The sequence below is a fragment of the Mesorhizobium sp. P2_B11 genome, from assembly GCF_056404855.1.
On sequence record NZ_JBFUDF010000004.1, the window covers coordinates 507308 to 528011 of the forward strand.

Below are 20704 nucleotides of genomic sequence, written 5' to 3' on the forward strand. Positions count from 1 at the left end.
TTCCAGAAACAACAAGGCGGCCCTCTTAGAGGAAGCGAGCGAAAACACAAGTGCGTGGCTGCAACAGTACGAGCGTCATCGCTTGTTGCGCCGCCGCGGCCCACATGCCAAAAGCGGCCACTCGGCCCGGAGACGCTCCTGCTTGAAGTCTTTTCGCGACAAACGCCGCGACAACCGCCCGCCCGCAAAAGGCAGGGCCGAACACGTGCGGCCGCAGCCGGCCGCTGCGCCAGTGCGACCGGAGGCCAGGCGCAACGACGCAAAACCGGACGACCGGTCTGATCCGAAGCCCGCGCCGCGCATCCTTGCCCGCCGCGATGGCGCCCTGCCCGCCGAGCGCCTGCCGGTGATCCTCGAAGTGGCGCCCAATCAGGACTATGCGCTGCTCGACAGCGGTGCCGGCGAAAAACTCGAACAATACGGGCCTTATCGCATCGTGCGGCCCGAGGGCCAGGCGATCTGGCAAAAGGCCTTGCCGGCCAGGGACTGGGACCGCGCCGACGCCATCTTCACCGGCGACACCGACGAGGAAGGCATCGGCCGCTGGCGCTTTCCCAAAATGCCGCTCGGCGAGACCTGGCCGATGAAGCATGACGGCATCGACTATCTCGGCCGCTTCACCTCGTTTCGCCATGTCGGCGTCTTTCCCGAGCAGGCCTCGCACTGGGACCATATGGCTGGCCTGATCGCGGCGGCGAAGCGCCCGGTCAAGGTGCTGAACCTGTTCGGCTATACCGGCCTTGCTTCGCTGGTGGCGGCACGCGCCGGCGCCGAGGTCACCCATGTCGATGCCTCGAAGAAGGCGATCGGCTGGGCACGCGAAAACCAGGAGATGGCCGGCCTCGGCTCGAAGCCGATCCGCTGGATCGTCGACGACGCGGTGAAATTCGCCGAGCGCGAGGAACGCCGCGGCAGCCGTTACGACATCATCCTGTTCGACCCGCCCGCCTATGGCCGCGGCCCCAAGGGCGAGGTCTGGCAATTGTTCGAGGACCTGCCCGGCCTCACCGACCTTTGCCGCGCGATCCTGACGCCGAAGCCGCTGGCGGTGGTGCTGACGGCCTATTCGATCCGCTCCTCCTTCTTCGCCATCCACGCGCTGATGCGCGACACCTTCGCCGGCATGGGCGGCACGGTCGAGTCGGGCGAACTGATCATCCGCGAGCAATCCGCCGGCCGGGCGCTCTCGACGTCGCTGTTTTCGCGCTGGCTGGCCTGAATGCCGGGGAGACTTGAATGCCCGAGAGTCAAAAATGAATGAGCGGCATGCCGGCGCGCCGGGGCAGGTGAAGGAGGTCACCAGCCTCGCCAACCCGCTGATCAAGGACATCAAGGCGCTGGCGCAGAAGAAATTCCGCGACCAGCAGAACGCTTTCATGGCCGAAGGGTTGAAGCTGGTCATCGATGCGCTCGATCTCGGCTGGTCGATCAAGACGCTGGTTTTTGCCAAGGCCGGGCGCGGCAACGCGGCGGTCGAAAAGGTGGCGGCACGCACGGTTGCCGCCGGCGGCACCGTGCTCGAAGTCTCCGAAAAAGTGCTGGTCGCCATCACCCGCCGCGACAATCCGCAAATGGTGGTCGGCGTCTTCCAGCAGAAACTTCTGCCGCTGAAGGACATCCGCGCCCGCGACGGCGATGTCTGGGTGGCGCTCGACCGGGTGCGCGACCCCGGCAACCTCGGCACTGTCATCCGCACCGTCGACGCCGTCGGCGCCAAGGGCGTCATCCTGGTCGGCGAGACCACCGATCCGTTTTCCGTCGAAACCGTGCGCGCCACCATGGGCTCGATCTTCGCCGTGCCGGTGACCAGGGCAACGCCGGAAGCATTTCTGGCCTGGCGCAACAGTTTTTCAGGCCTTGTCGTCGGCACCCATCTGAAGGGCGCGGTCGACTACCGCTCGGTCGATTTCTCCAGAGGGCCGGTGCTCCTGATGATGGGCAATGAGCAGCAGGGCCTGCCTGACAATCTGGCGGAAAGCTGCGACAGGCTGCTCCGGATTCCGCAGGCCGGCCGCGCCGATTCACTCAACCTGGCGGTCGCCACCGGCGTTATGCTGTTCGAGATCCGGCGCGGCGCCTTGAAGCTTGCCCCCGAGGACGCCAAATCGTGAAATCATGGTCCCCCTACGTCCTGCTGGCCATCGTCGCCTTTGCGCTCGACCAGTGGATAAAACATCTGGTCGAGACCGGCCTCGCTTTCCAGGAAAAGCTCGACCTGGTGCCGTTCCTAGCGCTCTTTCGCACCTACAACACCGGCATCGCCTTCTCGATGTTTTCGTCCTTGAGCGATACTGGCCTGGTGGTCATTGCCACCCTCGTCGTCGCTGTCGTGCTTTATCTTGCGACCCTCACGCCGCGCAGCCACGTATTTGCCCGCACCGGCTTTGCGCTGATCGTCGGCGGCGCGCTCGGCAATCTCGTCGACCGCGTCACCTATGGCCACGTCATCGATTACATCCTGTTCCACACGCAGACGTGGTCCTTCGCTGTCTTCAACCTCGCCGACGCCTGCATTTCGGTCGGCGCCGTGCTGATCGTCTTCGACGAACTCATCGGTTGGCGGCGTGAGGCGAAGCCGCAAGGTCCGGACGCTTGAATGCTTCTTTCGACTGATTGACCTCGCCGGACCGCCGCCGCACAGTCCGGCCAGCCTTGCCAGCCTTCACAGCTGCCCGACCGAGGAGAAAAAAGTGCCCGAAACCTTCAAAGCCATCCTCGTTTCGCGCGACGCCGACAAGAAGCAATCGGTCGAGATCGTCGATCTCACCGAGGCCGACCTGATGGAGGGCGATGTCACCGTCGCGGTCGAGGCGACCACGGTCAACTACAAGGATGGGCTGGCCATCACAGGCAAGGCGCCGGTGATCCGCCGCTGGCCCCTTGTGCCGGGCATCGATTTCGCCGGCACGGTGATTTCGTCCTCGCATGCCGATTGGCGCAAGGGTGATCGTGTGATCCTCAATGGCTGGGGCGTCGGCGAAACGCATTTCGGCGCCTATGCCGGGCGCGCCCGCGTCAAGGGCGACTGGCTGGTGCCATTGCCCGACGGCATCAGCGCGCATGATGCAATGGCGGTCGGCACCGCCGGCTATACGGCGATGCTGTGCGTCATGGCGCTGGAGCGGCACGGAATTGTGCCCGATCGCGGCCCGGTGGTGGTCACGGGTGCCGCCGGCGGCGTCGGTTCGGTCGCGGTCTCGCTGCTCTCCAGCCTCGGCTACCACGTCATCGCCTCGACCGGCCGCAACGCCGAAAGCCCCTATCTGATCGACCTCGGCGTCGCCGAAGTGATTTCGCGCGAGGAGCTGTCCCAGCCGGCCAAGCCGCTGGCCAAGGAGCGCTGGGCCGGCGGCATCGACGCCGTCGGCAGCCACACGCTGGCCAATGTGTTGTCGATGACCTCCTACGGCGGTGCGGTCGCCGCCTGTGGCCTGGCCGGCGGCATGGACCTGCCGTCGAGCGTCGCCCCGTTCATCCTGCGCGGCGTCTCGCTCCTCGGCATCGATTCGGTGATGGCGCCCAAGGCCGTGCGCCTCGAAGCCTGGCGCCGCATCGGCAGCGATCTCGACCTGGAAAAACTCGCCGGCCTGTCGACGACCATCGGCTTCGACGGCATCATCGCCGCCGCCCACGACATCGTCGAGGGCAAGATCAGGGGCCGAGTGGTGGTGGATATGTGAGGTTCCGAAGCATGATTCCGAAAAGAATCCGGTTGTCGGAAAAGATCATGCGATGCCGAAAACCGCACAAAATGCATGACCGCTAAAATTCGAACGATCCGCCGCGCTTTTCCATAATCTCTATCTGGCAAGGATTTCCGCATGATCGCGGAGTCCGCCACGAAAGAGAACGACCGTGCCGAGAGCGTCGACGGGCCGAGCCCGGCGACGCCGAAGCGGCAGCTTGTTGCCGCGCCGCCGCTGGCGCCGGATTTTCCGCGCGCCACGCAAGAGGGCCTGCTGTTCCTGACGGTCGTCGCCAGTGTCGTGCTGGCGGGCCTGTCCCACCTCACCGGCGCGCCGATCTTCCTCACGCTCGGCCTGCTGGCGACCGGCCTTGGCGGCGTCGCCATGCACCTGCGCAATCGCCACACCGTCCATCGCGCGACGGCCTTGCTCGACGAAACAGCCGCCCGCAGCCGCGCCGAGATCGAGACGCTGGCCGACCGCATGTGGGAGATGCAGGAGAGCGAGGAGCGCTTTCGCGGGCTGATCGACGCGCTCGGCGACCTCGTCGTCCATCGCGACCGCGACGGCCACATCGTCTATGCCAACAAGGTTTTCGCCGGCCTCGTCGGAACCGATCAGCGCGATCTTGCCGGCAGGACGCTGGCTGAACTCGGCATCGATGTCGGCATCGTCCCCGACGCCGCCTTTTCGGATCACGAATGCCTGAGTTCCACCGACGTCTCCATCCGAACGCCGAACGGTCCGCGCTGGTTTTCGTGGATCGAACTGTCGGTGCGCGACAAGGACTCAGGCGCCGTTTCGCACCGGGCGATTGCCCGCGACATCACCGCTCGCAAGCGCGCCGAATCCTCGCTGATCACCGCGCGCGAGCGCGCCGAATATGCCAGCCAGGCCAAGTCGCGCTTCCTCGCCACCGTCAGCCATGAAATCCGCACGCCGATGAACGGCATCATGGGCATGGCCAAGCTACTGGCCGACACCAATCTGTCGCCGGAGCAGCGCACCTATGTCGGCGCCGTCTCGACCTCGGCCAGCGCGCTGTTGGCGCTGATCGAGGACCTGCTCGACTATTCCAAGATCGAGGCCGGCCGCTTCGACCCGGAGCCGCAACCGACATCTGTGCGCGAGATTGCCGACAACATCATCGAACTGATGGCGGCGAAGGCCTTCGCCAAGAACATCGGCCTTGGCTGTCACGTCGAACCCGACGTGCCGCAGATGATCATGGCCGATCCGGGAAGAGTGAGGCAGGTGCTGCTCAACCTGATTGGCAATGCGATCAAGTTCACCGACACCGGCGGTGTGCTGGTCTCGGTCGCGCGTGCCCGCACCGAAACCAGCGACCGCATCTGCTTCACCGTCGCCGACACCGGCCCCGGCCTGCGCGAAGAAGACATGGAGCGCATCTTCGAGGAATTCGAACAGTCCGACGGCACCTCGACCCGCGCCCATGGCGGCGCAGGCCTCGGCCTTGCCATATCGAGGCGCCTGGTGACAGCCATGGGCGGCGCAATTTCGGTGTCGAGCCGGCTTGGCGAGGGATCTGAATTCGTCTTCGAGCTCCCGGCCACAGGGGCAACCGAAGCGCCGCAGACCCGGCAAAATATCCTCGCCGGCCGGCGCGCCGTGATCGTGTCGAACAACGCTGTGGAGGCCGATGCCATCGCCCGCACCATCATCGCCCATGGCGGCGCGGTCGATGTCGCCGCAACCAGCTCCCAGGCGACGCCTTTCGCCGCACATTGCGACGTGCTGTTCATCGATGCCGCCATGGAAGACAGCGACGGCAGGCTGCTCAAGCGCCTGCGCCAGAGCGGCTTTACCGATTGCGAAGCGATCACGCTGATCGCGCCGACCGACCGCGGCATGCTTGGCGAATTCCGCGCTAGCGGCTACACCACCTTCCTGGCAAGGCCGGTGCGCGGCGAAACGCTGCTGCGCGTGCTGTTGACCAGCCATGCTCCTGCGTTGCCCCTGCCCAAGAAGCCGGAAAAGAGCGGCGCGGCATCGCTTCGGGCCGTCGGCGCGCGCCAGCAAGGCCTGTCGGTGCTGATAGCCGAGGACAATGACATCAACGCCATGCTGGCTCGCGCCACGCTTCTGAAGGCAGGGCATCGGGTCAAGGTTGTCGGCAACGGCAAGGCCGCGGTCGAGGCAATCACAGAAGCCGGGCTGAAACACCGTTTCGATGTTGTGCTGATGGATTTGCACATGCCGGTGATGGACGGGCTGGACGCGATCGCCGCCATCCGCCGCCACGAGGAGGAAATGGCCGTGCCGCCGGTTCCGATCATGGTGCTTTCGGCCGACAGCCAGGAAAAGACCCGCCACACCGTGCTCGCCCACGGCGCCAGCGGCTTCGTCACCAAGCCGCTCGACCCCGAGGCGCTGGTCCATGCCGTCGAGGGTCAGGTCGCCGCCTGAGGTCGTCCCGACGTGCTGTCTACTATCACGTAAGGTAGCCGGTTGAGGGTTTTCGCCAGCCGACGAAGTATTGCCCGCAGCGCCGTATCACGGTACTGTCACAATCCTGTTGCACCTACACCGTATCCCCGTGCCAAGAGGGATGGCTCGAAGGAGAATCACTCGTGCATACAGTTATGCCGGAATGTGACACTCGGCCCAACGCAGGCGGTGCTTTGCTCGCCGCGCGTAACGCCGATGCCGTCGCAACAGGCGCTCCGCTGGGCCGGATCGGCAATCTCGAAGTGCGGCTTGCCCGCAATGAGGCCGAGATCGCTGCCGCGCAGGAAGTGCGCTACCGGGTATTTTATGACGAGCTTGGCGCCAGGAAAGACCTGTTCCAGGCGCAGGATCGGCGTGACGCCGACCGCTTCGACCCGCTCTGCGACCATCTGCTGGTGCTGGATACCTCGATCTCCGGCCCGGAGCACCGCCGCATCGTCGGCACTTATCGCCTGCTGCGGCAAGAGATCGCGGCGACCGCCGGCGGCTTCTATTCAGAAGGCGAATTCGAGCTGACCAAGCTGATTGCCCGCCACCCCGGCCAGCGCTTCCTCGAGCTCGGCCGCTCCTGCGTTCTGAAGGAATACCGCTCCAAGCGCACCATCGAGGCGCTGTGGCAAGGCATCTGGGCCTACATCAAGCACTATGAAATCGGCGTGATGACCGGCTGCGCCTCGTTCCACGGCACGGTGCCGGCGGCGCATGCCGAAGCGCTGACCTATCTTGCCCATCACTGCCGCACCAATTCGGCCTGGGATGTGCGGGCGGTCGCCGGACGCTACTGCTCGATGGACCTGATGCCGATCGAGGCGGTCAACGCCAAGGCGGCGATCGCGGCCATGCCGCCGCTGGTCAAGGGCTATCTGCGCGTCGGCGCCCGCATCGGCGACGGCTGCGTCATCGACCGCGAATTCTCGACCGTCGATGTGTTCGTCGTGATGCCGGTCAAGGAAATCGGCGCCCGCTACGTGAACTACTATGGCGGCGAAGCGCAGCGCTTTGCGGCCTAATAGCGAATAGCGAATAGCGAATAGAAAGTTGCGCGGGCGTTGTTCGTTCAACCCCTATTCGCTACTCCCTATTCGCTATTCGCTTCTTCACGGAATATCCTCCGGACGCCTTCCCGGGCGGCTCTTGTAGGACGGAAACGTCCAGCCGAATTTGAGCGCGCCGCCGCGCACCAGGAAAGCCGCGACAAAACCGGCGAGATCAGAGGCAAGCGGCGGCAGACCGGCAAGATCGCCAAGCGTATAAAGCCCCGCGCCCGCCAGTGCCGCGCTGACGTAGATTTCGGGCCTCAGCAGCACCGACGGCTCGCCGGCCAGCAGATCGCGCAGAATGCCGCCGAATGTGGCGGTCAGCACGCCCATGATGACGGCGACGACCGGGGAGCCGGTGATGGCCAGCCCCTTGGCCGCGCCCATCACCGAAAAGGCCGCCAATCCGATCGCATCGAGCCAGAGCAGCCATTTCCAGCGCGAGTCGAAGCGGTGGGCGATGAAGAAGACCAGCACCGCAACCGCCGCGCAGATCAGCACATAGCCGGAGTTGGCGACCCAAAAGACAGGCAGGTTGAGGATAACGTCGCGCAGCGTGCCGCCGCCGATGCCGGTCACGCTGGCCAGGAACAGGAAGCCGATAATGTCGAGCTGCTTGCGCGAAGCCGCAAGCGCCCCGGTCGCCGCAAACACGGCGACGCCGGCATAGTCGAGGAGGTCGATGGGTGTCAGGGACATGAGGTAGTAGGGATTGGGCAGTAGGGATTGGGCAGTAGGGATTAGGAATTAGGGAAAGTATGAATAACACGAAGCCGCGCGATTGATACGCTTGCCTTGTTCCCTACTGCCTACTGCCTACTGCCTACTGCCTACTGCCTATTCCCTACTCACGCATCCCTCTCAGCCTCATCATTCACCGGCCCCGGCTCGACCGGCGCCTCGGCGGCCGCGAATTTGGGGCCGCCCTTGGCGACGCCGACCATGGCTGGCCGCAATACGCGCTCGCCGATCGAATAGCCCGGCTGCACGACCTGGACCACGGTGTTGGCTGGCACGTCGGGGTTGGGCACCTCGAACATCGCCTGGTGGAAATTCGGGTCGAACTTCTCGCCTTCCGGCTCGAGCTTCTTGACCCCATGCCGTTCCAGCGCCGACAGCATGGCGCGCTCGGTGATCTCAACGCCGTCGATCAGCGCCTTGAAGCCGGCATCTCCGGCCGCCTTCGCCTCGGCCGGGATGGCATCCAGCGCGCGGCGCAGATTGTCCGACACCGACAGCATGTCGCGGGCGAAATTGGCCACCGCATAGGCGCGCGCGTCATGCACGTCGCGGGCGGTGCGGCGGCGCAAATTCTCCATCTCGGCCGCAACGCGCAGCGCGCGGTCCTTCAGCTCTTCATTTTCCTTCAGCAGCCGCACCAGCGCCTCATAGTCGCCGTCGATGCCGCCTTGCGTGCGCTCGGCCTCGGCCGTTTCGATATCCTCGGGCGCGCGTTCGTCTTTTGCCTGGTCGCTCATCGCCGTTTCCCGTCATTCGAATGGTTTGGATTTGCGCCCGATATCGAGGTTTGGTGGCCAAAAATCAAGGGGCAAGCGATGCTTGGAGCCATTCGGAGGACCTTGGCACGGATCGCGAAGATCCTTCTAAATTAATTCAAATTTTACCGTGATTGCCGGCTTTGCTTGCCAATACCCCGCTATGGGGGAACCATTCCGTGGCCGGAGGAGTTTCGAAGCCAACACAGGATTTTCGGACAATGACAGGCAACAACGGCAACAGGAGCGAAGAGCTCGCCGCCGATATCAGGCGCCAGTTCGGCACCGAGGCAACGAAGCGCTTCCTGCGCAGCTTGCCGGCATTCCGCACCGAGGCCGACATTCCGGACCATTTTCGGGACCTGCTCGACCGTCTGGATGGCATAGAAGCCAGCGTGGATGACGGCCAACGCCGGCAATAGAGCAATTCCAGGAAAAGTGTGATCGGTTTTCCCGGGAAAAGCGCGTAGCGCTTTCCCTTGGAAATTGCGTAAGAACAAAGAGCTAGGGCGTTTCGCCGTTTCCGTGAAACGGTGAAATGCTCTAGCGACGCAAATCGCGCGACAATTACGCGCAGTAATTTAGCGTGAGCTTTTCCTTGCGGCGGCGGGGAGCCGCGACTATGCTTCCTGATGAACATGATTTCCCCCGAGACGGCCGCCAACAGCAAGCGCGCCTGGTTGAAGATTCTGGCGCGCTACAAGAAGCCCGACCGGCGGCGCAGCGCTCTCGAACTCGCCATCACCCTCATTCCTTTCGTTACGCTCTGGGCGCTCTCTTCGGCCGCCTATTCCTACGGCCATTGGTGGGGCCTGATCCTCATCCTTCCCGCAGCAGGCTTTCTGGTGCGGATTTTCATGATCCAGCACGACTGCGGCCATGGCTCCTTCTTCGCCAACCGCACCGCCGACGACTGGATCGGCCGTGCGCTGGGCGTGCTGACGCTGACGCCCTATGATTGCTGGCGGCGCGCGCATGCAGTGCACCATGCCAGCGCCGGCAATCTCGACGAACGCGGCATGGGCGACATTCGCACGCTGACCCTGGCCGAGTATCGGCGCCTGTCATGGCGCGGGCGCCTTGCCTATCGTCTTTACCGCCATCCGCTGGTGATGTTCGGCCTCGGGCCGATCTGGCTGTTCATTTTCGAACAAAGGTTGCCGATCGGCATGATGCGCGGCGGGCTGACGCCCTGGGTGTCGTCGATGACGACAAACCTAGCCATTGCGATTGCCGCGGCCCTGCTCATCTGGTGGATCGGCCCCGGCGCTTTCCTCGTCGTCCATCTGCCCATCGTTGTCCTCGCCGGTTCGGCCGGCATCTGGCTGTTCTACGTCCAACACCAGTTCGAGGAGACGGAATGGGCGAAAGACGAAGAGTGGGAATTCCAGCACGCCGCGCTGCACGGCTCGTCCTATTACGACCTGCCGCCGGTGCTGAACTGGTTCACCGGCAATATCGGCGTCCACCACGTCCACCATCTCTCGGCCAAGGTGCCGGGCTACCGGCTGCAGGAAGTGCTGCGCGATTATCCGGAACTGCGCGGCATCGGCCGCGTCACGCTCCTCGACAGCCTGCGCTGCGTCAAGCTGGCCCTGTGGGACGAACAGCGCCGCAAGCTGATCTCGTTTCGCGAAGCTCGGGCCTTAGCCTAGAATAAACCGCCGCACCAAAGGCGCGGCGGATTTCCAGAACCGGCTATTTTCAGGACCTGTTCAGGCAGCCTTGCGTTCGTCGCGCATCAGCGCCTTGCCGTCGCGGATCTCGGTGCCGAGCACCTTCAGGCATTCGCGCATGAAAGCGGCAAGGCCGGGCCAGCCCTTGGCCGACACCAGGTTGCCGTCGACATGGGCGCCGTTCGGCGCGACATCGATGTAGATGCCGCCGGCCAGCGTCACCTCCGGCTCGCAATATTGCAGTGCCGCCACTTCCCGGCCGCGCACCACGCCGTCGACCGCGATCAGGATCTGCACGCCATGGCAGATGGTGAAGATCGGCTTGCCGGTTTCGTGGAAATGCCTGACCAGCCCCTGCACCCTTTTGTCGATGCGGATATATTCTGGACCGCGCCCGCCGGCGGCGTAGACGGCATCGTATTGTGCCGGATCGACCTCGGAAAACGTCTTGTTGAGGATGTAATCGTGGCCGAGCTTTTCGGTGTAGGTCTGATGGCCCTCGAAATCATGCAGCGAGGTCTTCAATATGTCGCCGGCCTTCTTGTCGGGACAGACGACGTGAACGGTGTGGCCAACCGCATGCATGGCCTGTTCAAAGACGAAAATCTCATATTCCTCGCTGAACTCGCCAACGAGCATCAATATCTTCTTGCCTGCCATGCCGGTCTCCTCCCTTGCTGGCATTATTTCGGATCGCGAAATAATGACCCTATCCTAGGGGCAGGCTCGCGAAAGGAAAAGCCCAAATCGCACAATTGGTCTGACCAGATTGAGTTTTCTAGACGTGAGTTTGGCGCCACATAGGCGCGGCCAGCGGGAAACAGCAAAGTTGGTCCGACCACCGTACGGGAAATCAGGCAGCGGCCCTGATCATGTCAGCCGCCTTTTCAGCGATCATGATGGTCGGCGCATTGGTGTTGCCGCCGATCAAGGTCGGCATCACCGAGGCGTCAACGACACGCAGCCCCTGCAGCCCGCGCACCTTGAGCTCAGGATCGACGACGGCCATGGCATCGACGCCCATCTTGCAGGTGCCGACCGGGTGATAGATCGTGTCGGCGCGGGCGCGGATATGCGCCATCAGCTCGGCATCGCTGGAAACGCCGGCGGTATAGATCTCCTTGTCGCGATACTTCGCCAGCGCCGGCGCCTCCAATATGCCGCGCATCATCCTGACCCCCTTGAGCAGCAGGTCACCGTCCCGTTCATCGGACAAGAAGCGCGGATCGATGCGCGGCGGCGCCAGCGGGTCCGGGCTCGACAGCCCGACCTCGCCGCGCGAATGCGGTCTGAGCACGCAGACATGGCAGGAAAAGCCGTAGCCCAGATGCAGCTTGCGGCCGTGATCGTCGACGATGGCAATGCAGAAATGCAGTTGCAGATCGGGCCGGTCGATCGCCGGATCGGATTTGAGGAAAGCACCGCCTTCCGCATAGGGCGTGGCGATCATCCCGGCGCCGCTCTTGCGCCAGCGCAGCATATGCCTGAGCAGGGCGGGCAAGCCGCGCAAACCGATGCCCATCAGATCCGTGTCGCGCGATTTCCAGGCCAGGATGAAATCGAGATGGTCCTGCAGGTTCTTGCCGACGCCGGGCAGTTCGTGGGCGACCGGAATCCCGTGCATGGCAAGTTCGGCCGCCGGGCCGATGCCGGACAACAGCAGGAGCTGCGGCGAACCGAAGGCGCCGCCGCAGACGATGACCTCACGCCTGGCCTTGGCCACGGCCTCGCTGCTGCCCTTGCGATAGCGCACCCCGCTGGCGCGCTTGCCGTCGAGCACAATGCCGGTGGCATGCGCGCCGGTGATGACGGTCAGGTTCGGCCGGTTCATCGCCGGATGCAGATAGGCGGCGGCCGCCGAGCAGCGTTCGCCATTTCGGGCCTCGCCCCAGAACTGCGTGACCTGATAAAGCCCCGCCCCTTCCTGTTCCGGCCCGTTGAAATCGTCATTGCGGCGGATCTGGTTCTCGCCGCAAGCCTCGACAAAGGCGCGCGCGATCGGGCGCGGCTCCTGCTGTTCGCCGATCCTGAGCGGCCCGTCGCCGCCATGCAGCGCATCGGCGCCGCGCTGGTTGCCTTCGGCCCGCCTGAAATAGGGCAGCACCTCGTCCCATGACCAGCCCTGGCAGCCAAGGCTGGCCCATTCGTCGTAGTCGCCGTGATGCCCTCGCGTGTAAAGCATGGCGTTGATGGCGCTGGAGCCACCGAGCGCCTTGCCGCGCGGCTGATAGCCCTTGCGGCCGCCGAGCCCTTGCTGCGGCACCGTCTGCAATCCCCAATTGTTGATCTTCGGTCGGCCGGGCAGCAGCGCGATGATGCCTGCCGGCGCGCGGATGAGCAGGTTTTTTCCCTCACCGCCGGCTTCGATCAGGCAAACGGTTTTCGACGCATCTTCCGAGAGCCGTGCGGCAAGCGTGCAGCCGGCGGAGCCGCCGCCGGCGATGACATAGTCGAAATCCATGGCTTCCTCCCTGGCGTCCCGCGGATGTTTCCGTCCGGACAACCAAGAGAAGGCCCGATCAAGGCTGATGTAAAGACGCGCGCAACTACCGCTGCGTCAGTTGTCCCGCAGCCGCCGCCAGGAATATTTCGGTCCCTTCGGCTCAGACGCTTCGGTCGGCTGATAATACAGCCCCAGCCCGCCAACGCGGCCTTCTTCGAGCCGCTTCAGCAGCACTGGATTGGAAATCTCGAATTCGTCGAAGCCGAGCCGCAACATATGCGGCAACTGGTCGACAAGAACCTGCCCGGTGGCACGGACCGCGCCCTCGAACTGGTAGCGGCTGCGCAGCAGCTCGCCCTTGGAAAACGAGCGGCCATCGTTGAAGGCCGGGAAGGCCAGCGCCACCAGCGACAGCTGGTCGAGCAGATCGGCGATCTTTTCCAGCTGGTCGCCGGGCTGCAGCGCAACGCCGAGCCGTTCCTTGGCCGAGCGGCGCACCTCGGGATCGAGGCCGAGAAACGCCTGCAGCGGCAGGATGAAGCGGCCATTGCCCGCCAGCGCGTCAGCGCTCTCGGCGTGGCTCCACTCGTCCTCGCGAAATCCCCCAGGGGTCCAGAGCCGGGTCTCCGGTGTTGTCTGTTCAGTCATCAAAAGTTCCTAAAAATTCAAACAGGCGCAGCATGTGTTGAGATTCAGGTCAGGCTGCGCCGAAAATGGCTGATACCGAGAACCGGAGCGGAGCGTACTAGAAGTACGTGAGCACCGGAAGCGCAGGAAACCGGCATTTGCAGGCCAGCCTCACCTGAATATCGACATATGCTACAGGGATGCGTCGGTCAGCGACTTCTCCAGCCCGGAGAGGTGAATGCCGCACTCGGTCTTGGCATGACCGGCCCAGCGGCCGCTGCGCGCATCCTCGCCCGGCTGCACCGGCTGCGTGCACGGGAAGCAACCGATCGACAGATAGCCGTAGGCAACCAGCGGATTTTCGCGCAGCGCATGCGCCCGCATGTAGTCGGCCTGGTCAGATGTCGTCCAATGCGCCAGCGGGTTGATGCGCACGCGCGGGCCGACCGCCTCGAACACCGGCAGCGCCGTCCGCGTCGAGGCCTGGAAGCGCTTGCGGCCGGTGAACCACGCGCGGAAGGGCGCCACGCCCCGCGCCAGCGGCTCGACCTTGCGCACGTCGCAGCAGGCATCGGTATTGGTCTGGTGCAGATCACCGGTCGGGTCGATGCGTTCGAGCGCCGCCTCTTCGGGCTTGATCACCCTGATGTTGGTCAGCCCGAAATCGGCGGCGAGCGCGTCGCGATAGCCGAGCGTCTCTTCGAAATGCTTGCCGGTGTCGAGGAAGATGACCGGCAGCGTGCGGTCGATCTCGGCGATCATGTGCAGCAGCACCGCCGAATCCGCGCCGAAGGACGACACCGCCGCGATTTCGTCGTGAAACAGCTCGCGGGCCGCGCGTTCGATGATCTCGAGCGGCTTCAGATGTCCGTACAGCGCATCGAAGCCCGCCGCTTTCGCGGCGATGCTGTCGTCGACGTCGACGATACGGTCAAGCGGCCTTGGTTTCGCCAGCATAGAGCGCCTCCTTGAACGGCGCGGGACCGACACGGCGGTAGGCGTCGATGAATCTTTCACTGGGACTGAGCCGAAGGCCGAGATAGGTGTCGACGATCTGCTCGATGGCATCGGTGATCTCTTCCGAGGAAAAGCCGCGGCCGATGATCTCGCCGACCGAGGTGTTCTCGTCGGCCGAGCCGCCAAGCGTCACCTGGTAGAGCTCGGAGCCTTTCTTCTCGACGCCGAGAATGCCGATATGGCCGACATGGTGGTGGCCGCAGGCATTGATGCAGCCGGAGATCTTCAGCTTCAGTTCACCGATTTCGCGCTGCCGCTCCAGCGAGGCAAAGCGCAGCGAAATCTCCTGCGCGATCGGGATCGAGCGCGCCGTCGCCAGCGCACAATAGTCGAGGCCGGGGCAGGAAATGATGTCGCTGATCAGATTGGAATTGGCCGTCGCCAGACCGATATCGACCAGCGCGTCATAGACCGCCTTCAGATCGGCGCGCGCCACATGCGGCAGGATCAGGTTCTGCTCATGGCTGACGCGCAGCTCGTCGAACGCGTATTTCTCGGCGATGTCGGCGACCGCTTCCATCTGGCTGTCGGTGGCGTCGCCGGGCACCTCGCCAATGCCCTTCAGCGAGATCGTCACCGCTGCATAGTCGGGATGGCGGTGCGTCACGACATTCTGGTCGAGCCAGTCCGAGAAGCTCTTGGAATCGAGTCGTGCAAGCTTGATCGCCGCATCGCCTTCCGGCCGACCCACCAGCTCAGGCGGCGCGAAATAGGCGTCGATGGCACGGATGTCGGCATCCGGCAGCTTCAGCTCGGCGTCCTTCAGTTCCTGCCACTCCGCCTCGACCTGGCGGGTGATTTCCTCGACGCCGGTCTCGTGCACCAGGATCTTGATGCGCGCCTTGTACTTGTTGTCGCGGCGGCCATAGAGGTTGTAAACGCGCAGGATCGCGGTGCAGTAGGACAGAAGGTCGGCTTCCGGCAGGAAGTCGCGGATCTTCTTGGCCACCATCGGCGTACGGCCCTGGCCGCCACCGACATAGACGGCAAAGCCGAGTTCGCCGGCGGCGTTCTTCTTCAGGTGCAGGCCAATATCATGCGTCTGGATGGCGGCGCGGTCGCGCTCGGCCCCCGTCACCGCGATCTTAAATTTTCTGGGCAGGAACGAGAATTCCGGATGCACCGACGACCATTGCCGCAGGATCTCGGCATAGGGGCGCGGATCGGCGACCTCGTCGGCGGCGGCACCGGCGAAATGGTCGGCGGTGACGTTGCGGATGCAATTGCCGCTGGTCTGGATCGCGTGCATTTCCACACTGGCGAGATCGGCCAGGATCGCCGGAATGTCCGACAGCGCCGGCCAGTTGAACTGGATGTTCTGGCGCGTGGTGAAGTGGCCGTAGCCCTTGTCGTATTTGCGCGCGATGTGGCCGAGCATGCGCAGCTGCTTGCCGCTCAGCGTGCCGTAGGGCACCGCGATGCGCAGCATGTAGGCGTGCAGCTGCAGATAGACGCCGTTCATCAGCCTGAGCGGCCGGAACTGGTCCTCGGTGATTTCGCCGGACAGCCGGCGCTCGACCTGGTCGCTGAACTCGGCGACACGGGCCTGGACAAAATCGTGGTCGAACTCATCATAACGGTACATGCTTCGTCTTTCAGGGCGCGTCCGCCCGTTTCACTCAAAATCCTGGCTACGCCGCCCGCTCGGCCTGCTTGCCGAGATCTTCCCGGATGGTCGGGCCGGCGGCGCGGATCTTTTCGCGCAGCCGCACCGGCTCGACAGCACCATTGACGACCTCCGCGTCGATCAGATTGACATCGACCACTTCATTGTCGGCATAGGCCTTGGCGCCGATCGCCTCGAGGCGATCCTCCGCCGCCTTGTCATGGGCGAGATCGGCGTGGTCCACCGTCTCGGCCCAGCCGCCATCGGCGTACCACACGGCGATGCCGTCGGTGAGGCGGTTTGCGGTCAGTATCTTCATGGTTCGATCTCTGCGGCGGCCGCGTTGGCAACGGCCTCATGATTATGTGCCGCGAGCGGCTCGGAACGTTCAAAGTTGGCGCCGGCAACCGCGTCGCCGATGATGGTCATCACCGGGCCGGTCAGATCCGCGCGCGCCTCAAGCGAAGGCAGGTCGGCCAAAGTGCCGTGGAAACGGCGGCGGTTGTGCAGGCTGGCATTCTCGACCACTGCAACCGCAGTATCTGGTGACAGCCCGGCCTCGATCAGCCTTCCCGCAACCTCGGCCGCGACCGAGCGGCCCATATAGACGGCAACGGTGGCGCCGGAAATGGCGAGCTTTGCCCAGTCAGGCAGCGAATTGCCTTTCAGATCGTGGCCGGTGGTGAACACCATCGACGACGACACGCCGCGCAGCGTCAGCGGCAGTTCGAAATCGGCGGCGGCGGCGAAAGCGGCGGTGACGCCGGGGATGACATCATAGGCGATGCCGGCATCGCGCAGCGCGGCCATTTCCTCGCCGGCGCGGCCGAACACCAGCGGATCGCCGGACTTCAGCCGCACGACGCGTTTGCCCTGCCCGCCAAGCTCGACCAGCAGCGCGTTGATCTCGGCCTGGCTCTTGGTGTGGCAGCCCTTGCGTTTTCCCACCGGCAGCCGTTCGGCATCGCGGCGGCCCATGGCGACGATCGCCTCCGGCACCAGCGCGTCATAGACGATGACGTCGGCTTCCATCAAAAGCCGATGCGCACGCAGCGTCAAAAGATCCTCAGCACCGGGGCCGGCGCCAACCAGCGCGACATGGCCAGAAACCGGTGCCTTCGACAACAGCAGGTCGACGGCGGCGTCATGCGCCTGCGACAGCTCGCCGGCCTCGACGGCACGCGCCGGCGCGCCCTGGAAAAAACTGCCCCAGAACTGGCGGCGGGCATTGCCCTTCGGCAACAGCTTTTCGGCGGCGCCGCGGAATGAAGCGGCAAGCGTTGCCAGCGGCCCGAGCGAGGGCGCGAGCATCTGGTCGATGCGGCTGCGCAGCATCTGCGCCAGCACCGGCCCGGCACCCTCGGTGCCGATGGCGATGGCGACCGGTGCGCGGTTGACCAGCGCCGGGGTGAAGAAATCGCAGAGCTCCGGCCGGTCGACGGCATTGACCGGAACGCCAAGGCGGCGTGCATCCTCGGCGACGCGGCGATCGAGCGCCTCGTCACCGCTGGCGGCAAACACCATGACCGCACCTTCGAGATGCGGGGCATCGTAGGGGGTAGCGATGTGGGTGGCGCCGGTCGCGGCAATGAAAGCCAGCAGTTCGGCATCGGCAGCAGCGGTGATGATGCGCAGTGTCGCACTCGACTGATCAAGCAGCCGCGCCTTGGCCAAGGCCTCGGCTCCGCCGCCGACAATGACCACGGCTTCGCCGTCGACCCGCAGGAACACCGGGAACGCGTTGAGCTTGGGATTTGACTGCGGCATGACGAACAAGATTCCGGAACAGTTCGGCAGTTTTACGCGCGGACGCGAAAAAGCTGAAGGAACCCACTCGCGCATCCCCTGACAGGAGGCAATCGGTTTTCCGCAAGCCTGAAGGCCAAGAGAAAAATATTCCACATCCGCATATCAAGCGGATTCAAGCTGCTGTCGCAGGCCTTGTTCTGCGGCTCTTTTATCCTTGGCTTGGGCGAGCCGCAAAATTGTTTTTTCTAAATTCTACCAATTTAGTAGATTAAAGCCATCACCGCCGAGGTTGCTCTGGCAGGAGGTTGAATCGGCTCAATATGGGCTGCCGGCAAGCCCCGACGAACGACGTGGAACGTTCCCGCTCCGCCATGCGTTCTGACCCTGCCTACGCCTGACAATCGTCGGCTGGATTTGAAACCTTCAAGCAGGAGCGCACAATGAACAAGATCAACCTGAAACATGGCCTTCTGGTTATGGTGGCCGATGGCGAGAAAGCGCTGTTCCTGAAGAACGAGGGCGACAACCTCTATCCCAACCTGCAGCTCTTCCAGGAGATGAAGCAGGACAATCCGGCGACGCGCGAACAGGGCAGCGACAGCCCCGGCCGCCACAATGACGGCCCTTCCGTGCACCGCAGCGCGGTCGAGGATACGGACTGGCACAGGCAGGGCAAGGAACGCTTCGCCGAAGAGATCGCCGACCGGCTCTACAAATTCGCCCATCACGGCATCTTCGACAACATCGTGCTGATCGCGCCGCCGGTGGTCCTCGGCGCCATGCGCAAGAAACTGCACAAGGAAGTCACGGACAAGGTGCGGGCGGAGATTCCGAAGACACTGACCAACCATGCCCTTATCGACATCGAGGCCATGCTGCAGGCGGCCTGAAATCCAACCGGATGACCATCCGGCTTCAGCTATGCGGCGCGCGCAGCGGCTTTGCTGCGCGCGCCTTTCGTTTTTCGGCCCCTTGCGCCAGCAATTTGCGTCTTGCGGGTTGCGTCGCCCGCACCCCCTCCACCATATTGCAAAAGGCGGCGGCTTCGGGCGGCGCACACCCGACATCACGGATTCCGGAAAGGCGCTCCATAGACAATGCCGCATGACACGCCCCTTATCGCCACCATCGTCGCCGGTCTGGGGCTGGCATTCATCTTCGGAGCACTTGCCAACCGTTTTCGCATCCCGCCGCTGGTCGGCTACCTCGTCGCCGGCGTGCTGGTCGGGCCGAACACGCCTGGCTTTGTCGCCGATGCCAGCCTTGCCAATGAGCTGGCCGAAATCGGCGTCATCCTGCTCATGTTCGGCGTCGGCCTGCATTTCTCACTGAAGGATCTGCTTTCGGTCCGCGCCATTGCCGTGCCCGGCGCCATCGTCCAGATCGGCTTTGCCACCGCGCTAGGCGCCGGCCTGGCCTGGATGCTCGGCTGGTCGATGGGCGCCGGCCTGGTCTTCGGTCTGGCGCTGTCCGTCGCGTCCACCGTGGTGCTGCTGCGCGCGCTGCAGGAGCGGCGACTGATCGAGACCGAGCGCGGCCGCATCGCCGTCGGCTGGCTGATCGTCGAGGACCTGGCCATGGTGCTGGCCCTGGTGCTGCTGCCGGCGCTCGCCGGCGTGCTCGGCGGCCAGCCACAGGTCGACGACCATGCGAGCCTGCTATCGCTGCCGGCGAGCTACGGCATTTGGGGCGTCGTCGGCCTCACGCTGGCCAAGGTCGTCGCTTTCGTCGTCGTCATGCTGGTGGTCGGCCGCCGGGTCATTCCGTGGATCCTGCACTATGTCGCCCATACCGGCTCGCGCGAGCTGTTCCGGCTGGCAGTGCTGGCGATCGCGCTTGGCGTCGCCTTCGGCGCCGCCAAACTGTTCGGCGTCTCGCTGGCGCTCGGCGCCTTCTTCGCCGGCATGATCATGAGCGAATCCGAGCTCAGCCACCGCGCGGCGGAAGAATCGCTGCCGCTGCGCGACGCTTTCTCGGTGCTGTTCTTCGTCTCGGTCGGCATGCTGTTCGACCCGTTCAGCCTGATGAGCAACGGTTGGCCGATCCTGGCGACGTTGGTCATCATCGTCATCGGCAAGTCGCTGGCCGCCTTCGTCATCGTCATAGCCTTCCGCTATCCGCTGGCGACCGCCTTGATGATCTCGGCCAGCCTCGCCCAGATCGGCGAATTCTCCTTCATCCTGGCCGAACTCGGTGTCGGCCTGAAACTGTTGCCCGAACAGGGCCGCGACCTGATCCTGGCCGGCGCCATCCTGTCGATCCTCGTCAATCCGCTGATGTTTTTGGCCCTCGACTGGATGAAGCCATGGCTGGACGCACGCGCCGCCAAGGCAGCGCCACCGGAAGAAGCAAAACCGGTCGACCCGGCGACACAGCCGGGACAAGTTGCCTCGGTGGCCGCCGCGGCCAAAGAGGATGGCCCGCCACCGCACACGACGCTTTCCAATCACACCATCCTGATCGGCTACGGCCGCGTCGGCAGCCTGGTGGGTGCCGCGCTGAGAGAGGCATCGCTGCCCTTCCTGGTCATCGAGGACGCGGACAAGACACTGGCGAGGCTGAGGGACGACGGCGTCGAAATCGTCTCCGGTAATGCCGCCAATGCCGGCGTGTTTGCCGCCGCCAATCCGCAGGGCGCCAAACGGTTGATCCTTGCCATCCCCAACGCCTTTGAGGCCGGGCAGATCGTGCTCAGGGCACGCGCCGCCAATCCCGCCATCAACGTCATCGCCCGCGCCCATTCCGATGCCGAGGTCGAGCATCTCAAGGGGCTCGGCGCCGACACCGTCATCATGGGCGAACGCGAAATTGCGCGCGGTATTGTCGAGGTGGTAACCGCCTCGGCCTCTTTCCGGCCGGAAGGACCGGCCAAGGGCGTCGAACCGCAACCGGCGTGAG

At 64.3% G+C, this 20704-nt stretch carries 19 protein-coding genes; 10 read left to right on the plus strand and 9 right to left on the minus strand.

Annotation, left to right across the window (positions count from 1 at the left end):
- The first annotated feature begins 142 nt into the window (after nt 1–142).
- The 6 genes from AC1DYJ_RS16105 (at nt 143) to olsB (ending at nt 7165) form a co-directional block, all read left to right on the plus strand.
- Nucleotides 143–1219: an RsmD family RNA methyltransferase gene (locus AC1DYJ_RS16105; protein WP_477287683.1), complete on the plus strand. Its 1077-nt coding sequence runs from the start codon at nt 143–145 to the stop codon at nt 1217–1219.
- 34 nt (nt 1220–1253) lie between these two features.
- Entirely contained in the window at nt 1254–2111 is an 858-nt protein-coding gene (locus tag AC1DYJ_RS16110) for a TrmH family RNA methyltransferase (protein WP_477287681.1), read from the plus strand.
- Nucleotides 2108–2596 carry a signal peptidase II gene (gene lspA, locus AC1DYJ_RS16115; RefSeq protein ID WP_477287679.1) on the plus strand — a complete coding sequence of 163 codons (489 nt, stop codon included), beginning with the start codon at nt 2108–2110 and terminating at the stop codon, nt 2594–2596. Before AC1DYJ_RS16110 ends, lspA begins: the two co-directional genes overlap by 4 nt.
- Before the next feature lie 94 nt (nt 2597–2690).
- Nucleotides 2691–3680 carry an acrylyl-CoA reductase (NADPH) gene (gene acuI / locus AC1DYJ_RS16120; RefSeq protein ID WP_477287677.1) on the plus strand — a complete coding sequence of 330 codons (990 nt, stop codon included), beginning with the start codon at nt 2691–2693 and terminating at the stop codon, nt 3678–3680.
- Nucleotides 3681–3821: 141 nt separating this feature from the next.
- Nucleotides 3822–6113, plus strand: a complete 2292-nt coding sequence (locus AC1DYJ_RS16125; protein WP_477287675.1) for a response regulator — start codon at nt 3822–3824, stop codon at nt 6111–6113.
- A gap of 176 nt (nt 6114–6289) precedes the next feature.
- Entirely contained in the window at nt 6290–7165 is an 876-nt protein-coding gene (olsB, locus tag AC1DYJ_RS16130; protein ID WP_477287786.1) for a l-ornithine N(alpha)-acyltransferase, read from the plus strand.
- An 87-nt stretch (nt 7166–7252) separates the two neighbouring features.
- Here the strand turns inward: olsB and AC1DYJ_RS16135 are convergent, their stop codons facing one another.
- A complete protein-coding gene (locus AC1DYJ_RS16135) occupies nt 7253–7891 on the minus strand; it encodes a trimeric intracellular cation channel family protein (RefSeq protein ID WP_477287673.1) in 639 nt (212 codons plus the stop codon).
- A gap of 149 nt (nt 7892–8040) precedes the next feature.
- Nucleotides 8041–8670 (minus strand): nucleotide exchange factor GrpE, encoded by a 630-nt coding sequence (gene grpE / locus AC1DYJ_RS16140; RefSeq protein ID WP_477287671.1) that lies wholly within the window; start codon nt 8668–8670, stop codon nt 8041–8043.
- 239 nt (nt 8671–8909) lie between these two features.
- Between grpE and AC1DYJ_RS16145 the strand changes: the two genes are divergently transcribed.
- Nucleotides 8910–9110 (plus strand): hypothetical protein, encoded by a 201-nt coding sequence (locus tag AC1DYJ_RS16145; protein WP_477287669.1) that lies wholly within the window; start codon nt 8910–8912, stop codon nt 9108–9110.
- Nucleotides 9111–9320: 210 nt separating this feature from the next.
- Nucleotides 9321–10343 carry a fatty acid desaturase gene (locus tag AC1DYJ_RS16150; protein WP_477287667.1) on the plus strand — a complete coding sequence of 341 codons (1023 nt, stop codon included), beginning with the start codon at nt 9321–9323 and terminating at the stop codon, nt 10341–10343.
- A 60-nt stretch (nt 10344–10403) separates the two neighbouring features.
- Here AC1DYJ_RS16150 and AC1DYJ_RS16155 read toward each other — a convergent pair whose 3' ends face one another.
- From AC1DYJ_RS16155 to cysG, 7 genes are all read right to left on the minus strand, one after another.
- A complete protein-coding gene (locus tag AC1DYJ_RS16155) occupies nt 10404–11024 on the minus strand; it encodes a DJ-1/PfpI family protein (RefSeq protein ID WP_477287665.1) in 621 nt (206 codons plus the stop codon).
- Between the two features lie 193 nt (nt 11025–11217).
- On the minus strand, nt 11218–12825 hold the full coding sequence (locus tag AC1DYJ_RS16160) for a GMC family oxidoreductase (protein WP_477287663.1): 1608 nt from the start codon (nt 12823–12825) through the stop codon (nt 11218–11220).
- A gap of 96 nt (nt 12826–12921) precedes the next feature.
- Entirely contained in the window at nt 12922–13455 is a 534-nt protein-coding gene (locus AC1DYJ_RS16165; RefSeq protein WP_477287661.1) for a DUF934 domain-containing protein, read from the minus strand.
- 171 nt (nt 13456–13626) lie between these two features.
- Complete coding sequence (locus AC1DYJ_RS16170) at nt 13627–14391, minus strand: phosphoadenylyl-sulfate reductase (RefSeq protein ID WP_477287659.1); 765 nt, start codon at nt 14389–14391, stop codon at nt 13627–13629.
- Nucleotides 14366–16036 carry a nitrite/sulfite reductase gene (locus tag AC1DYJ_RS16175; RefSeq protein WP_477287657.1) on the minus strand — a complete coding sequence of 557 codons (1671 nt, stop codon included), beginning with the start codon at nt 16034–16036 and terminating at the stop codon, nt 14366–14368. The genes AC1DYJ_RS16170 and AC1DYJ_RS16175 overlap by 26 nt, the downstream gene beginning before the upstream one ends.
- Before the next feature lie 46 nt (nt 16037–16082).
- Nucleotides 16083–16376 carry a DUF2849 domain-containing protein gene (locus tag AC1DYJ_RS16180; protein WP_477287655.1) on the minus strand — a complete coding sequence of 98 codons (294 nt, stop codon included), beginning with the start codon at nt 16374–16376 and terminating at the stop codon, nt 16083–16085.
- A complete protein-coding gene (gene cysG / locus AC1DYJ_RS16185) occupies nt 16373–17824 on the minus strand; it encodes a siroheme synthase CysG (RefSeq protein ID WP_477287653.1) in 1452 nt (483 codons plus the stop codon). The genes AC1DYJ_RS16180 and cysG overlap by 4 nt, the downstream gene beginning before the upstream one ends.
- A gap of 422 nt (nt 17825–18246) precedes the next feature.
- On the opposite strand from cysG, the gene AC1DYJ_RS16190 reads away from it, so the two are divergent.
- Together AC1DYJ_RS16190 and AC1DYJ_RS16195 are read left to right on the plus strand one after the other, a co-directional pair.
- Complete coding sequence (locus tag AC1DYJ_RS16190; protein WP_477287651.1) at nt 18247–18696, plus strand: baeRF12 domain-containing protein; 450 nt, start codon at nt 18247–18249, stop codon at nt 18694–18696.
- Between the two features lie 207 nt (nt 18697–18903).
- A complete protein-coding gene (locus tag AC1DYJ_RS16195) occupies nt 18904–20703 on the plus strand; it encodes a cation:proton antiporter domain-containing protein (protein WP_477287649.1) in 1800 nt (599 codons plus the stop codon).
- Nucleotide 20704: the final 1 nt, after the last annotated feature.

Excerpts from the sequence above, each read along its gene's own strand:
- olsB (WP_477287786.1), top strand. The coding sequence starts at position 6,290 with ATGCCGGAATGTGACACTCGGCCCAACGCAGGCGGTGCTTTGCTCGCC.
- AC1DYJ_RS16180 (WP_477287655.1), bottom strand. The coding sequence starts at position 16,376 with ATGAAGATACTGACCGCAAACCGCCTCACCGACGGCATCGCCGTGTGG.
- AC1DYJ_RS16155 (WP_477287665.1), bottom strand. The coding sequence starts at position 11,024 with ATGGCAGGCAAGAAGATATTGATGCTCGTTGGCGAGTTCAGCGAGGAA.
- AC1DYJ_RS16165 (WP_477287661.1), bottom strand. The coding sequence starts at position 13,455 with ATGACTGAACAGACAACACCGGAGACCCGGCTCTGGACCCCTGGGGGA.
- AC1DYJ_RS16170 (WP_477287659.1), bottom strand. The coding sequence starts at position 14,391 with ATGCTGGCGAAACCAAGGCCGCTTGACCGTATCGTCGACGTCGACGAC.
- cysG (WP_477287653.1), bottom strand. The coding sequence starts at position 17,824 with ATGCCGCAGTCAAATCCCAAGCTCAACGCGTTCCCGGTGTTCCTGCGG.
- AC1DYJ_RS16110 (WP_477287681.1), top strand. The coding sequence starts at position 1,254 with ATGAATGAGCGGCATGCCGGCGCGCCGGGGCAGGTGAAGGAGGTCACC.
- AC1DYJ_RS16195 (WP_477287649.1), top strand. The coding sequence starts at position 18,904 with ATGCCGCATGACACGCCCCTTATCGCCACCATCGTCGCCGGTCTGGGG.
- AC1DYJ_RS16135 (WP_477287673.1), bottom strand. The coding sequence starts at position 7,891 with ATGTCCCTGACACCCATCGACCTCCTCGACTATGCCGGCGTCGCCGTG.
- AC1DYJ_RS16190 (WP_477287651.1), top strand. The coding sequence starts at position 18,247 with ATGAACAAGATCAACCTGAAACATGGCCTTCTGGTTATGGTGGCCGAT.
- AC1DYJ_RS16125 (WP_477287675.1), top strand. The coding sequence starts at position 3,822 with ATGATCGCGGAGTCCGCCACGAAAGAGAACGACCGTGCCGAGAGCGTC.
- AC1DYJ_RS16145 (WP_477287669.1), top strand. The coding sequence starts at position 8,910 with ATGACAGGCAACAACGGCAACAGGAGCGAAGAGCTCGCCGCCGATATC.
- grpE (WP_477287671.1), bottom strand. The coding sequence starts at position 8,670 with ATGAGCGACCAGGCAAAAGACGAACGCGCGCCCGAGGATATCGAAACG.
- AC1DYJ_RS16150 (WP_477287667.1), top strand. The coding sequence starts at position 9,321 with ATGAACATGATTTCCCCCGAGACGGCCGCCAACAGCAAGCGCGCCTGG.
- AC1DYJ_RS16160 (WP_477287663.1), bottom strand. The coding sequence starts at position 12,825 with ATGGATTTCGACTATGTCATCGCCGGCGGCGGCTCCGCCGGCTGCACG.
- AC1DYJ_RS16175 (WP_477287657.1), bottom strand. The coding sequence starts at position 16,036 with ATGTACCGTTATGATGAGTTCGACCACGATTTTGTCCAGGCCCGTGTC.